Below are 12,533 nucleotides of genomic sequence, written 5' to 3'. Positions count from 1 at the left end.
ACCAGACCTCTATGGCACTGGTGGTGACGCCTTTCTCGCGCGCAACTTCCTCCAGGCGGGCGGGAAAGGTTTTTTAAAATTCTCGATGGCGTCTTCCGCCTGCGCATGATGGCGAGGACGCGCCGAGAGCTTGCGGTAGCCGAGCGCCCGCACCTCGCGGCTCATGGTCTGCTTGGCGGCTGTGACCCGGTGCTCCTCCCACAGCCACTGGCAGAGATCGATCAGCCGCCACCGCACCACGCCGTGGATCGCGGGTATCGGGCCGCTCTCAAGCACCTCTGCCAGGGCCGCACGATGGGTATGGTTCAGCCGTGACGCCTGGCCCGGCGCCTTGCGGTCAACCAGCCCAGCCGGGCCCTCGGCGTTGAACCGTACCACCCAGTCCCGGACGATCTGCACCGTCACTCCGCCGATCCGGGCAGCCTCCGTGCGCGACGCTCCAGCGTAAACGGCAGCCAGAGCCAACAGCCGGCGGGCCTGCGCCGCATCCTTGGTCCGGCGAGCCGCAGCACGAAGCCCAGCTGCGTCAAAGTCAGCTCGGAGTGGGATGGGCATGGCGAAGCTCCCCTGTTCGCCATGTTGAATCAGAGCGCCGCCAGCCTGAGAATCCCCAACGAGTCACACTCTCGGAGACTTGGTATAAGCGTCAGGCTGCATCCACTAAGACCAGCGCCTGTCACATGCGATAAACCACCCTTCTCGCGTGTTCCACCGGCCTGCCCTATTCCCTCGCCCGCGTCCCCGAAGCTGCTGTCATCCGGGAGATAACCGAACCGGCGATCCCAGACTCCTCCAGGCCCGCGATCGCCTAGCCGGCCGAAGCCTATGCCCGGCGGCCCTTTCCAAGCGGGACGCTGTGTACCTACCGCGGTGGCCTGGCGAGGCCCCTACCGGCTACGCCGGAGACCGTAGTCGACCACCTGGCCGACCCCGCCACCACCCATAGCTGCGGCATGTCGCCAAGTACCTAACCGCCATCGGCCGGCAGACGCCGCCAGGGGACGCGCCAGGGGACGCGCCAGGGAGCGCTCTCCCGGCCGCTGTCACCTACGGCGTGGGTATCGGAGGCGAGAGGTGCTGGCCCTCGCCCTAGCCAGGACCGCACCCAGCGCCGCCGCCGTGAACCCAGCCACCAGCGCCGCTGCCTTGCCGGGATTCATCTGCGCGTCCAGCAGCAAGCTCCTGCCGCGCGGGGGCGGTCCGGCGAGGCTGCTGCGCTCGGAGAGATCCTCCTTCGGCTCGTACAGGTTGTCGCGCCGCTCCGCCCGCCCGGGGTCCTCGCTCGTCTGCGTCGGCTTGGCCAGCGCCTCCATGGCATAGTCGGTCAGCCGGGGTGCGAGCGCACCGCCGAGGCTGGTCAGCCAGCCCGCGGTCCCGACATAAAGATCGCGCACCGGCGTCTCGCAGGCGTGCAGGATGGCGCGGGCGGCGACGCGAGGATGGTAGGCCGGGGGCGGATTCCGAGTGCCCCGTGTGCCCATGGCGTTGCGGGCATGCTCCATAAAGGGTGTATCGATCGGTCCGGGTTTGATCAGCGTAACCGAGATCGGCAGCCCTTCGCCCTCAAGCTCCATCCGGAACGCGTCGGTAGCGTTCTTCACCGCACCCTTTGCCGCACAATAGGGGCCCTGCAGCGCTATGGCGCGGTCGCCCAGCACGCTGCCGACGTTGATGATCGCTCCGCCCCGATGCCGGAGGTGACGCGCCGCGACGAGGGTGCCGTGGACCACGCCCCAGTAGGTCACGTCGAACAGGCGCCGCTGGTCTGCAAGGGAGACGTCCTCCATCCGGCCGTAGATGAAGGCACCGGCGTCGTTGACCCAGGAGTCGAAACCGCCAAAGGCCTCGACGGCCTTGGCGGCGACCGCGTCCACCTGTGCCGGGTCGGCCACGTCGGCCACCTGATACTCGGCCCGACCGCCTCGGCCGCGGATCTCCTCCACCAACCGCCGCAGCGCGTCCTCGTTGCGGGCGGCCAGCACCACCGCGGCGCCGCGCTCGGTGGCCATGCGCGCGGTGGCCAGACCGATGCCCGAGGTCGCACCGGTCACGACGATGGTTTGCCGCGAGAGCGGCTTCAGACGGACTCGCGGCAAAGGAGTTCTCCCAAGGTTCGCGTCTCAATCCTACTTGGGAGGGCGGATGCCACGGGCAAGCCTACAACTATGGATACCGTTTGACGAAGCGGCGCTCTGGCATTCGGTGCGCAAAATTGGCGAGGCGCTGAAGCCTGCGGTTAACCGTCAGCATGGGGCGGCTTGCCAAGCCGCCTTCCGCGCCAATCCCGCTGGCGGAAAGGAATCGCACCTTCGCGGGCAGCAGGCGTTGATCCTGTATGATGAACGAAGATTGTTTAAATGTCCGGCTCGGCGATTATCTGGCTCGTCGTCGAGAGCCCCTTCCTGAGGCCGCCATCGATGCGGCTGGTGATAAGGGTGATGCAGCGCCAGACGACACGGAGAGTGGCGGGTAGCATGAGGCAGCTTTACCCTGCGCCTGATGTGGTCGGGGCTATGCGTCTCGTTGGAGTTTGCGGCGATGCCAGAAAGTGGCCCGGCTAAGGGAGAGCCTGCCGGCATCCTCGGTTGCCATTACCGTTTGACCTCTAGCAATCAGCAGGCGGCTGCATCGACGCCACCATCGATCACATGGGTAGCTTCAAAAATACTGCCTTGATCTCCGGCACACGCGTGCAGATGCCGGTCGACGCTCTTGGCGCAACAACCATGACGGATGGCTTAAAGCCAATTTTCAGAATTCGCGCGCGAGCTGCCCTGCAACCAAAAATATGCAGGCGGCCTGGAGCAGTGACTGGATGATGAAGCCGACCCGGCCGTAGCGCAGCGCCAAGCGCCTGTTCTCCAGCCCCCAGGCGTTGCTGCGCTCGACGGGCCAGCGTCGTCTGCCCAGCCCTGATCCGCGTGGCTGGCCGCGCTTGTGGATGTGCGGCTCGGCGCCGAAGCCGCGGCACAGCTCCCGGTGGTACTCGGCGTCGTACCCCTTGTCCGCGAACACCGTTCGGATGCGGGCCATGACCGCGAACGCGGCCAGGAACAGCCGCTCGAAGGCGAGGGTGTCGTTGACGTTGGCCGCCGTGGCGGCGCAGGCCACCGGCACGCCATCTCCATCGGTCGCGATGTGGTACTTGCTGCCCCGCTTGCCGCGGTCCGTCGGGTTGGGGGCGGTGAGGTCGCCACCGCTTGGCGCGGACGGAGCAGGTGTCGAGGATCGGGTCGGGGTGGCCGCGCAGCATGCTGACCAGCAGGGCGTGCACCTTCGCCAGCAGACCCGTTCCCGACCAGCGCGCCAGGCAGCGGCGCAGGGTCGAGCCGCTGGCCTGATGTTCGGTGGCGGTCAGGCTGCGCCATGGCGTGCCCTCACGCAGGAAGCGGCGCAAGGTGGCCAGCACTCAGACCGTCTCGGCCGAGGGGTGCCCAGGTTTGCCGCTGGGCGGCCGCTCACAGCAGTCGATCACCGCCGCAATGAGACGCAAGGTACTGGCATTCAAAGCCGCTTCCTCCTCTGGCAGGGCAGGACATGGGCATGCGTGCCGCGGACGGCACACTCCAGGCCAAGCTCGTCGCGGCTCTTCTTTCCCAGAGAGCCCCGGGCGGCTTAAGCTCGGTGAATAATCGGGGCGGTCGAGGCGATCCGATCCGGAAACCGTGAGCGGTCACTGCCCTCAGAGAGGAGCTGAGTACGCCATGGCGGAACTCGAAATGGCCGACCCTGAACGGGCCGCGCTGGACCTCCTGCTGCAGGGGTTCAAGGTCTCACGCATGCTCCGCCTCGTGGCCGACCTCGGGATCGCCGACCGGATCGGGCCCGACGGCCGCGTGGCCCTGAATGAGTTGGCGGCGGCTTGCGGCGTGCGTCCCAAACCGCTGATGCGTGTGCTCCAGGCGCTCGCATCCTTCGGCGTCTTCGGCGTCGCTGCCGACGATAGCATCGCGCACACGCCGCGCTCCAAACTGCTGCGCACCGATGCTCCCAACAGCCTGCACCACACCGCGCGTTTCTTAACCGCGCGGGGCTCCTGGCGAGCCTGGGAGGAACTTGACGCCGCCATGACCGGCGGGGTGCCGCATGAGGTAGCTTGGGGCCAGGGTCGCTTCGCCTACCTGCGCGAGCACCCGGAGGAGGCGCGTCTGTTCGACGCGATGATGGCGAACTACCCGGACAACCGCCACGCCGCCTTTGCGGCGGCTTACGACTTCTCTGGCGTCCGGCTGATCTGCGACGTCGGTGGCGGCAACGGCGCGGCGCTACGCCACATCCTGACGCGTTTCCCGACGCCGCGTGGGGTGGTGCTCGATCTGGAGGACGTGGTGCGCTCCGTCCAGCCCGAGGAACTGATGGGTGGACGGATCACAGTGCAGGCGGGAAGTGCCTTCGACGGAGTCCCCGCCGGTGCGGACGTCTATATGCTGATTCGCGTTCTGCACGACTGGCGCGACGAGGACTGCGTGCGAATCCTCCGTGCCTGCCGAGCGGCGATGGCCCCGGAGGCGCTGCTGCTGCTCGGCGAGCAGATCCTCGAGCCCGACCCGGCGCGCGGCCGACAGGCCAGCTACCTGGTCGACGCGCAAATGATGGCGATGTTCGGCAGCGCGCGCGAGCGGACGGCCGACGAGTTCCGCGGTCTGCTGGCAGAGGCCGGGTTCGCGTTGCGGCGCGTCGTCCCGACGGTGTCGCCGGTCTCGATCGTCGAGGCCACGCCGGTGTGAGGCGCGGGCGTCACGCCCTACACGGTGCGTTTCACAAGCCGCGCAGCAGGTTCTTCAACCAAAAGCAATTGTGAAAACTGCCTCTTAGGGCACGGCTTCGACTTCAGATGCTCATCCGGGCCGAGAACGCGCCGCTGCGCGCTCCGCGCTGAACATATAGTCACGCGTCAGCGGGAGAGCATTTACCCGACGCGTGAGCTGCATTTGCCAGTTCTTGTGCCCCATGCGGCGGAACGCCAGCTCGCATCCAGCGAGGTAGAACTCGAACATCCGGCAAAAGCGCTCATCATAGATGCTGGCGATGGCGTCGCGGTTGCCGGCGAAGCGCCGGCGCCACTGCATGATTGTATGAGCGTAGTGCATGCGCAGCACCTCAATGTCGGTCACCCAGAGCCCGGCTTTTTCAGCTGCCGGAAGCACCTCGGATAACGCCGGCGAATATCCACCCGGAAAGATGTACTTCGCCAGCCAGGGGTTCGTTGCCCCTGGTCCGGCCGACCGCCCGATTGAATGTACCAGGGCAACGCCGTCTTCCCGGAGCGCCCGCTGGATGGGTGAGCGGATCTGGCTGTTCAGTAGTCGGGATCGTCGGCTATGCGCCTATCTTGGACCGTCGGAGGCATCTTGCTGAAACTCGGAAGCAGACATCTCTCTTGTACAGCTACTCGTCGGCAGACTTCTGATTTGGGTCAGGAGCGAAAATTCCGTAGCCTGGCCCCTACGTCGTAGCGAGCAAACCAACCTTGGGCCCATCAACGGCGCTCCGCAACCTTCGGCTAATCCTGGGAGCAGTAGGAGCGGATGCGGGGGAGCCTGCCTGGCCCCCCAACACCGTCTGTGTGTTACTGCTTCGCGATGTAGGCTCGGGCCGCCGCCAACTCGGGTCGCGCGCCACTATCTGCCTGCGTGGCGACTGCCATTAGATGCGTGTAGTGGCGACGCGCCGCTTCACCATTCCCTAACTGCTCCGCCGATCGAGCAGCCCCGGACACAGCGCGGAAGCGGTTGGGCTCGGTTTGCGCAACCGCTTCGAACTCTCGCATCGCCTCGGCTGACTGCCCGCTCTCAAGCAGCATTTCTGCCAATTGCTCGCGCGCCGGTGCCAGCGGGCCTGGCGTTACGATGTGCTTCTGGGTCCGGCCTTCGCGCTCGGTCGCCTCGCGCAGTGCTGTAAGTCCATCCTCGCGCTGCCCGCGCGCATAAGCCACCCAACCTTCCGCGGCCTGCCGCTGGATATCCACCTGCTCGGCCCAGTAGGTGTCGCCTGCTTGGCGCAGGCTCGTCACCGCCGCGCGTAGCGCCTCCAGATCCGGTGCCGCTTCCTCCTGCCGTCCGGTGCGGGCGAGACCAACCACGCGAGCGAAGCGCGTGATCGCGTCCACATGATGGAAGCCTGATTGCCTTGGCTCAAGCGCCGCGGCTTCTGCCCAGGCGCCACGCTCAAGCGCGAAGCGCGCCGGAATAGAGGCCAAGGCGAAAGGCCCTTGGAAAACGGGCCGGTCGAGTTTCTGGTACTGCCCAAGCCCCTCTACGATGCGCCGCGCTTCACCATCACGGCCCGTCTGCAGATAGGCGTACACCATGTAATCCGTCGCGTGCAGCTCGTCGGTTGTCTCACCGCGAGCTCGCGCGGTTGCAGCCGAGCGCTTGTTCGTCTCGGCTGAGGCCTCCCATCGTCCGACCCGAGTGAAGATGTGTGAGGGCATGTGAAGGGCGTGCGGCGCATCCGCCGCAAGGCTGGCGTAGCGCTCGGCAGCAGGTACACCACGCTGTGCAAGCGCAGGGTAGTCGTAAGTATGAATGAGGTAGTGCACCACGCCAGGGTGGTTCGGCCGACGAGTGGACTCGCGCTCAAGGATCTCCCCCGCGCGCAACTGCCTGGCATAGGTTCTGTCCGTCGGCTGCGCAGCCATGTTCAACGCCAAGGCGTAATAGATGGCCGCCTCGGGATCGTCCGGAAAGCGCTCGTGCAGGAGTGCCATTGCACGCTCATGCTGCTCGAGCCGTCCTTGACGCCCAGCCCCGTCATCGCCTGAGAAGAGAGGAGCAAGTGCCTCGAGGTAGGCGGTCTCGCGCTCCGTTTTCATTCCAAGCTGCCGCGCCCTTTCGATCAGGGCACGCCCCTCGGCAATGTTGCTGGCCGGTGCGGGAATGAACGGATTGTAGAGAAGTGACAGTGCCTGGCCCCAATAGGCCATACGGCAGTCTGGGTCGCGCTCAAGCACCTGCTGGAAAGCCTTTCGTGAGGCTTGGTACCAGAAGGAATGCTGCAGCCTCATCGCGTCGTCGAAGGCCACTTGACCCTCGGCGGTACAGCTCACGGCAAAGTGGACCTCGCCGAGGGCGGCAGGCGGCTGGCCCCCATGATCATGTTGATGCTGCTGTTGCGCATTGCCGAGCGCGGGGCAAAGCACGAGGCCGAGGGCGACCGCCACCCGGCGGGCTTGGTTTCGCATCGCTTCCTCCGTTGCCGGGGTAGCTCGACTGAGTGTCCCCAGTGCAGAACACCTTATAAGAACCAACTGTCGTAGGGTTAGAGAATACCTATCGTGTCTCTGAGGCAGCCCCATGCTGCCAACCCTCGTCGCCTGCTTCATCTTCGTCGTGCCACCAGTGCGCGCGCTATTCTGGGAGTGGCATGACCTGAACCCTGCCACCATCTCCCGCCGACAAGTTTGTCGTGAGCGCTGACAGAACCGCCTCGAGATAGCCGCTCCAATATCACCAGGATTGGATCTTTCGTGCGGTTTCAGTGGTGTTCTAGGCTTGGCGCCGTGGGCATACACGCGGCCCAGGCGGCACCAGTCCCGTGCTGAAGGACGCCCGGCACAGAAGGATCTGCCTATGACAATCGCAGGTATGAAGCAGCGGATCCGCAACGGTGAGACCCTTGCCGGCTATGTCGCTACCATTCCCTCAGCGGTGTCCGTGCAGGCCATGGCGGCCGCCGGAGCGGATTGGGTGGTCATAGATCAGGAGCATGGCGCGGTCGGGCCCGAGAGCCTGCACGCCATGATCACGGCAACCGCTGGAACACGTTGCGCTCCACTAGTACGGGTGCCCCGCTGCGATGAGGCCTGGGTTAAGCCGGCCTTGGATCTCGGCGCCGAGGGCATCGTCTTTCCACAAGTCCGCACCGCCGCAGATGCGGCCGAATGCGTTTCCTTGCTCCGCTACCCGCCGCAGGGCCGGCGCGGCTGGGGGCCATTCGTCGCACACGCCCGGTGGGGTGTTGGCCTGTTCGACTATCTGCCACAGCGCGGCGACCAAACCGTTTGCCTACTACTTATCGAAACTCGCGCTGCAGTAGAGAACATCGAGGCAATCTGCCGGGTCGAGGGGATCGACGGCATGATCATTGCCCAGTTCGATCTCTCGACCGAACTGGGCGTCTCCGGCCAGTTTGATGCACCAGAGTTCCGTGATGCCTTCGCCCATCTGGAGCGGGTGATCCTCGGCACCAACATCCCAGTCGGTGCCGCTGCGCTGACCTGTGAGCAGACCCGCCAGTTGCTGGACCGCGGCCACCGCCTGCCAGTGCACGGCTTCGACGTGCTGATGCTCGGCAGCGTGGTGCGCCAGACCGCGGAATGGCGGCAGCGCGAAGCCTGAGCGGTGTAGCAATGCGAGGGGTAGCAGCGCCTGTTAACCCGATGCGGTATTTTCGCATGTGATCCGGCCCTGCCTCTTTCAGGCTGAGAGCCAAAAATGCCCGCCCCTCGATGGCAAGGGGCGGGCACTAACGCTGGGACCGACTCAAGAACATGAGGTTTTGACGACCTCATGCTCCACAACTCATGATCGATGCTTCGGTTTCAGATGCCGTGAACGTTTGTGGCGAGCCCTGCCCCTGCGATCCCCCTACCGCAGGTCAGCTCGTTCTCAGGTCATGGCGCCCTAGCACCGAGTGCAGCCCGGCACCGCTGGAAGTGGTGCCTCTCACGCCGCATCCGCGCCCTGAGCAATGGCAGCGGCCGAGCCGCTGACGATGTGCGGCGCGGTGACGCCACGGCTTATGGTGTGCTTTAGCGCGACGAATTTCGCCGCTCGCGGAACCGCTGGCCGGCCAGGCGACTCCAGTTTTCATGGAACTGCTATCCACCCCGGCCACTGTGACTTCGGAAGCGCGTGCGCGGACCCCGTTGCGTGGCCATTCAGGAGACGGCCTCGAGGCATTGCTGGCGGATCAGCCTTGGCGGCCGGCCGAGGATGGGTCCTGGCGGGTCGAGCCCGCCCGCGACGGATGGACCTATCGCGTCGAAGGTCTGATTTGCCATTCAGTGCGGGTCGTCGCCCGTTCACCCGCCGGGGCGGTGACGTCATGGCCTGCCGGTTTCTAAGCTGAGGCGCCGGCAGGTCGTCGCTGTGGGAGAGCGGTCGCGACGAGTCTACCTTGCGATAACCCCTGCGCTCCGCAGGTTAGCGGCTGTCCCTGTGCGGGGGCGAAGGGCTAAGAGGTGCGGATCAGTGCTGCTCGTGGTGCCATCCTTGGCCGTCCAAGCGACGGTCGATGCGCGAGCGAGCCTCGTTAAGCAGCGTTGTTAAGCCGTCAGGCACGCTGCATCGCAAAGTCGATTTTTCGAAGGCTTTCGGGTCGTAGATGGTCAGTATCCAGCCTTCCGCGCCGTCGTCTTGCACTTCAATCCGATGGTCCCGGTGGTTCTCGATGCCGACTTGGCGAGGGCCTTGCATAGCCGCCTCCCATCAACGACGCATAAAACCGTTTAGGTTCAATTAGCTATCATGAAGTCGGTTTCATGGAACTGACTTAGACGCTGTACGCGAATAAACTCCTTATTGCTCCTGGGTTTGGCCGACGATCCGCCGCGAGATGATGGAGATCATTGCAATCCAGATGTGCCCGGCAAAGAGGTCGGCGGCGCGGTCGTAGACGATGTTGAGCCGCCGGTAGCGGCTGAGCCAGGCGAACAGCCGCTCCACAACCCATCTGATCCCGTTCGGCAGGAAGCGGCCGTCCCGCGTGCCGCCAGGCGAGATGGAGACATGGATGTCATGCTCAAGCGCTGCCGTGGCGAAGGGCGCGCCCTTGAAGCCGCTGTCGCCGAGGAGGTCACCTTCGAAGCCGAGTGCTGCTAGCCGCGGCAGCATCGGCAGGACGCCCGCGCGGTCGTCCGTGTTGGCTGGCTGCAGTTCGAGATCGAGCAGCGAGCCGTGCTTGTCGCAGACCGCGAACAGCTTCACGCCCTTGACCAGCTTGCCGCCATCGATGCCGCGCACCCAGGCGGTTGGGGCTGATCGCAGGGAGCGGCTGTCGGCCACCACAGCGGAGGGCAGCACCTCGTCGCCGCAGGCCAGCCGCCAATCGAGCGCGAGGCGTTGCCCCAGCCGGCGCCACAGGCCCAGGCGGGTCCAGCGCGCGAAGCTGCTGTGCAGGGTGGTGAAGGGAACACCCGAGAGCCAGCCGGCCACGCGCCACTGCAGGCCGCCGAAGGTCAACGTCCAAATCAGTCCGATCAGCCGCCGCCGCAGCGTGAGGTCCGGCTTGCGGCCGCGGCGGTGCACGCCGATCCGCTCGTGGTCCATGGCCTCCAACTCAGCCTCGACCGCGAAGACGAAGACCTCGATGTCGGCCAGGGCGTTCCAGCCGTCACCACGGCTGGGTCGGGGAACACGGCGATCGGAAGGCGGAGGCAGGTCGGCATTGCTGCGTAGGCTGGTGCGAGACATCGGCCCAACGTGGTGAGGCTTGGCCGGCGCACTGACCTACGTGTCGAAACCGACCTGAAGGACCAGGCTTATTTCGCGTTCAGACTCTTATTTAACGTTGATGCCCCGCTGAAGCGGTCCGAGAAAACTGCTTATCATCAATAATGAGAATTCCCACAACTATGCAGGCCTGTAGAAACCAAGAGGATTACTATAAGTTGTGAAAACTGAGGTTTGGACAACCTCTTTCTTCGGATCCCAATGGAACTGCCCATCCCTCGCCATCAAGGGGTGGGCTTTTTTTCCGCACCGCTTGATTGCAGCGGCGTTGCCGGTCACATGCGATAAGTCTCCCCTGGCACAGGTTAGCCCTGCCATCCGGTGCTCGCCCGCGCCCGCTTGGGCTATAGCTGTATCCGACCGAGGCTGTGTAAAAACCCCTGCCGTTAGCTGCTGCTGAGGTGGGCCGGCGCTCGGCTGCCTGTCGGCAGCGTGGCGTCAGAGGGGCCGCCTTCAGGCCCGGGCGGCTGCCAGCAGCGCCCCGACACCCTTGATGGCGATGACCCGCTTCAGGTTGTAGGCCAGTACCTGCAGGCTCATCTCGGTTCGTACCCGTTTGAGGGTCTTGGTGCGGAAGTGGGTGGCGCCCATCCATGCCTTGAGCGTGCCGAAGGGGTGCTCCACCGTCCGCCGCCGTACTCGCATTGTATCGGGTCGCTGATCGAGGCGGCGCTGCATGGCATCCAGCACACCTTCGTGCTCCCAGCGCGTGACGCGGCGCAGCTTGGCCGCCGTGCACTGCGCCTTGATCGGGCAGTCCGGGCACTTGGTGGTCCAGTAGTGCCGCAGGAGCTTGCCGTTCTCATCAATGCGGTTGAACCGCCACTTCATGGTCTCGCCGGCAGGGCAGCGGTAGGCGTCCTGCTCGGGCAGGTCGATGAAGTCCTGCTTGCCGAACCGTCCATCCGCCTTGGCACCCGAGGTCATCGGCTTGGGAACGAGCGGCGTCATGCCGGCCTGGTCGCAGGCGACGAGACGCTGTATGCACTCCCTTGCGGGAGTGCGGGCCAGCTAAACAACAAAGGCCGCTAATGCTGAAGGCCCAGGAAGCTCACCATTGCCAACGCCGGCGCCTCCAGCCTCGGCCTCTATTATGATCCCTTCAGCCGATCGCAGCCCGGTTGACGAATACTACCAGCCATGCCGCAGCAGCCATCGAGAGGCATGGACCACGCGCCAACGCGGACGATGCGGATGACGCGCTAACCTTCCCGGCACCGCGCCGTTCATCCCTAGTGAACCAGGGGGAGTTTGCCGTGCGTCTAAGACCCAAGCGCAGCCGGAAGACCGCCAGAAAGCGCATCCGCTACGCGCGCAGGGCTGCCAGTCTCCAGAAGGGTGGCTAGCACGCGTCAGTCGAAAGAGCCTCCCGGCGCCGGGAGATTGGGAAGGCGGAACCTACCGGCGGCCCATGCCGTGGGGCACCTTCCATTTCGATCCTAACACCATGTAGTTGAATGGATCGCGCGAATTCCACAAAATGGCTCTTGCTATTGTCTTTTGTGCAGCGCAGCATAAATGCAGTTCAGGGAGGGAAACTCACTTAGGAGATTCCCATGCTCATATTTCTGCTTGGCACTGCTGCCTTGGTCCTCGCCAACATCTTCACGGATCATGAGGCCCAACGTGAGGGCCTGAACGAACTAGGGACCGGACAGCGTATTGGGACTTAGGCTGGACGAACGGTGCCCCATATCGCCATGATTCTGTGGCTAGATGCGGTCATTGCGTGGAGTGTCTCGGCGCGCGCGTTCTGGCTCGCCAACATGGGACGCCAACAAGCCTGGGACGGCATGGCTTGTGTTGAGCGTTTCCGGTCTGGTGACTGGCTCGCGCCAAAGCCATCACAGCCGCCTTCCTTGGAGGCACGAATGGCCGCGCGGCAGTTACGGGTCGTGCGCTCCTAGTGCACTGACCCAGACGGAGGATTCACAGCGGGCCGCTGCGGTGGAATTCTCCGGCTATGGCCCAGACCGTCAGTGTCATCGTTGGATCGGCCGACCGCACCCGCCTGAGTGCGATCATCGGCGACCGGAACCGCCCGCTCAAGCATACGCAGCGGGCCACCATCATCCTGCT

At 64.9% G+C, this 12,533-nt stretch carries 10 protein-coding genes and 3 pseudogenes; 4 read left to right on the top strand and 9 right to left on the bottom strand.

What is annotated here, in order from left to right; all coding sequences use genetic code 11:
- Positions 1-9 precede the first annotated feature (9 nt).
- From EP26_RS24810 to EP26_RS38280, 3 genes are all read right to left on the bottom strand, one after another.
- Positions 10-555, bottom strand: a complete 546-nt coding sequence (locus EP26_RS24810) for a winged helix-turn-helix domain-containing protein (protein ID WP_043342630.1) — start codon at positions 553-555, stop codon at positions 10-12.
- A gap of 488 nt (positions 556-1,043) precedes the next feature.
- Positions 1,044-2,096: an SDR family oxidoreductase gene (locus tag EP26_RS24805; RefSeq protein WP_043342629.1), complete on the bottom strand. Its 1,053-nt coding sequence runs from the start codon at positions 2,094-2,096 to the stop codon at positions 1,044-1,046.
- A 655-nt stretch (positions 2,097-2,751) separates the two neighbouring features.
- Positions 2,752-3,342, bottom strand: coding sequence for a transposase (locus tag EP26_RS38280; protein ID WP_084112939.1), 591 nt, complete (start codon positions 3,340-3,342; stop codon positions 2,752-2,754).
- A 362-nt stretch (positions 3,343-3,704) separates the two neighbouring features.
- On the opposite strand from EP26_RS38280, the gene EP26_RS24795 reads away from it, so the two are divergent.
- Positions 3,705-4,727, top strand: a complete 1,023-nt coding sequence (locus EP26_RS24795) for a methyltransferase (protein WP_043342627.1) — start codon at positions 3,705-3,707, stop codon at positions 4,725-4,727.
- Positions 4,728-4,838: 111 nt separating this feature from the next.
- Here EP26_RS24795 and EP26_RS24790 read toward each other — a convergent pair.
- Both EP26_RS24790 and EP26_RS24785 read right to left on the bottom strand, forming a co-directional pair.
- Positions 4,839-5,267, bottom strand: a pseudogene (locus EP26_RS24790) (class I SAM-dependent methyltransferase); the annotation flags it as partial.
- A 302-nt stretch (positions 5,268-5,569) separates the two neighbouring features.
- A complete protein-coding gene (locus EP26_RS24785; RefSeq protein WP_043342625.1) occupies positions 5,570-7,183 on the bottom strand; it encodes a tetratricopeptide repeat protein in 1,614 nt (537 codons plus the stop codon).
- Positions 7,184-7,295: 112 nt separating this feature from the next.
- On the opposite strand from EP26_RS24785, the gene EP26_RS38275 reads away from it, so the two are divergent.
- Both EP26_RS38275 and EP26_RS24780 read left to right on the top strand, forming a co-directional pair.
- Positions 7,296-7,418, top strand: coding sequence for a hypothetical protein (locus EP26_RS38275; protein ID WP_281177115.1), 123 nt, complete (start codon positions 7,296-7,298; stop codon positions 7,416-7,418).
- 168 nt (positions 7,419-7,586) lie between these two features.
- On the top strand, positions 7,587-8,339 hold the full coding sequence (locus EP26_RS24780) for an HpcH/HpaI aldolase family protein (RefSeq protein WP_052389641.1): 753 nt from the start codon (positions 7,587-7,589) through the stop codon (positions 8,337-8,339).
- 542 nt (positions 8,340-8,881) lie between these two features.
- Here the strand turns inward: EP26_RS24780 and EP26_RS38270 are convergent.
- From EP26_RS38270 to EP26_RS24765, 4 genes and pseudogenes are all read right to left on the bottom strand, one after another.
- Entirely contained in the window at positions 8,882-9,004 is a 123-nt protein-coding gene (locus EP26_RS38270; protein ID WP_281177114.1) for a hypothetical protein, read from the bottom strand.
- Between the two features lie 187 nt (positions 9,005-9,191).
- A complete protein-coding gene (locus EP26_RS24775; RefSeq protein WP_043342623.1) occupies positions 9,192-9,419 on the bottom strand; it encodes a hypothetical protein in 228 nt (75 codons plus the stop codon).
- Positions 9,420-9,521: 102 nt separating this feature from the next.
- Complete coding sequence (locus EP26_RS24770) at positions 9,522-10,415, bottom strand: IS5 family transposase (RefSeq protein WP_211259543.1); 894 nt, start codon at positions 10,413-10,415, stop codon at positions 9,522-9,524.
- Positions 10,416-10,907: 492 nt separating this feature from the next.
- Positions 10,908-11,435: pseudogene (locus EP26_RS24765) on the bottom strand (transposase); the annotation flags it as partial.
- A 982-nt stretch (positions 11,436-12,417) separates the two neighbouring features.
- Here EP26_RS24765 and EP26_RS39025 point away from each other — a divergent pair.
- Positions 12,418-12,533 (top strand): annotated as a pseudogene (locus EP26_RS39025) (IS630 family transposase); the annotation flags it as partial.

Origin of the sequence: Belnapia moabensis DSM 16746, from assembly GCF_000745835.1 — a bacterium.
In the GTDB taxonomy this organism is placed as follows: domain Bacteria; phylum Pseudomonadota; class Alphaproteobacteria; order Acetobacterales; family Acetobacteraceae; genus Belnapia; species Belnapia moabensis.
Note: the sequence above shows the minus strand (reverse complement) of the source record. Positions and strands in the feature narration are given on the sequence as shown.

Coding starts and splice junctions, on each gene's coding strand:
- EP26_RS24780 (WP_052389641.1), top strand. CDS start 7,587: ATGAAGCAGCGGATCCGCAACGGTGAGACCCTTGCCGGCTATGTCGCT.
- EP26_RS38275 (WP_281177115.1), top strand. CDS start 7,296: ATGCTGCCAACCCTCGTCGCCTGCTTCATCTTCGTCGTGCCACCAGTG.
- EP26_RS24795 (WP_043342627.1), top strand. CDS start 3,705: ATGGCGGAACTCGAAATGGCCGACCCTGAACGGGCCGCGCTGGACCTC.
- EP26_RS24770 (WP_211259543.1), bottom strand. CDS start 10,415: ATGTCTCGCACCAGCCTACGCAGCAATGCCGACCTGCCTCCGCCTTCC.
- EP26_RS38270 (WP_281177114.1), bottom strand. CDS start 9,004: ATGGCAAATCAGACCTTCGACGCGATAGGTCCATCCGTCGCGGGCGGG.
- EP26_RS24810 (WP_043342630.1), bottom strand. CDS start 555: ATGCCCATCCCACTCCGAGCTGACTTTGACGCAGCTGGGCTTCGTGCT.
- EP26_RS24785 (WP_043342625.1), bottom strand. CDS start 7,183: ATGCGAAACCAAGCCCGCCGGGTGGCGGTCGCCCTCGGCCTCGTGCTT.
- EP26_RS24775 (WP_043342623.1), bottom strand. CDS start 9,419: ATGCAAGGCCCTCGCCAAGTCGGCATCGAGAACCACCGGGACCATCGG.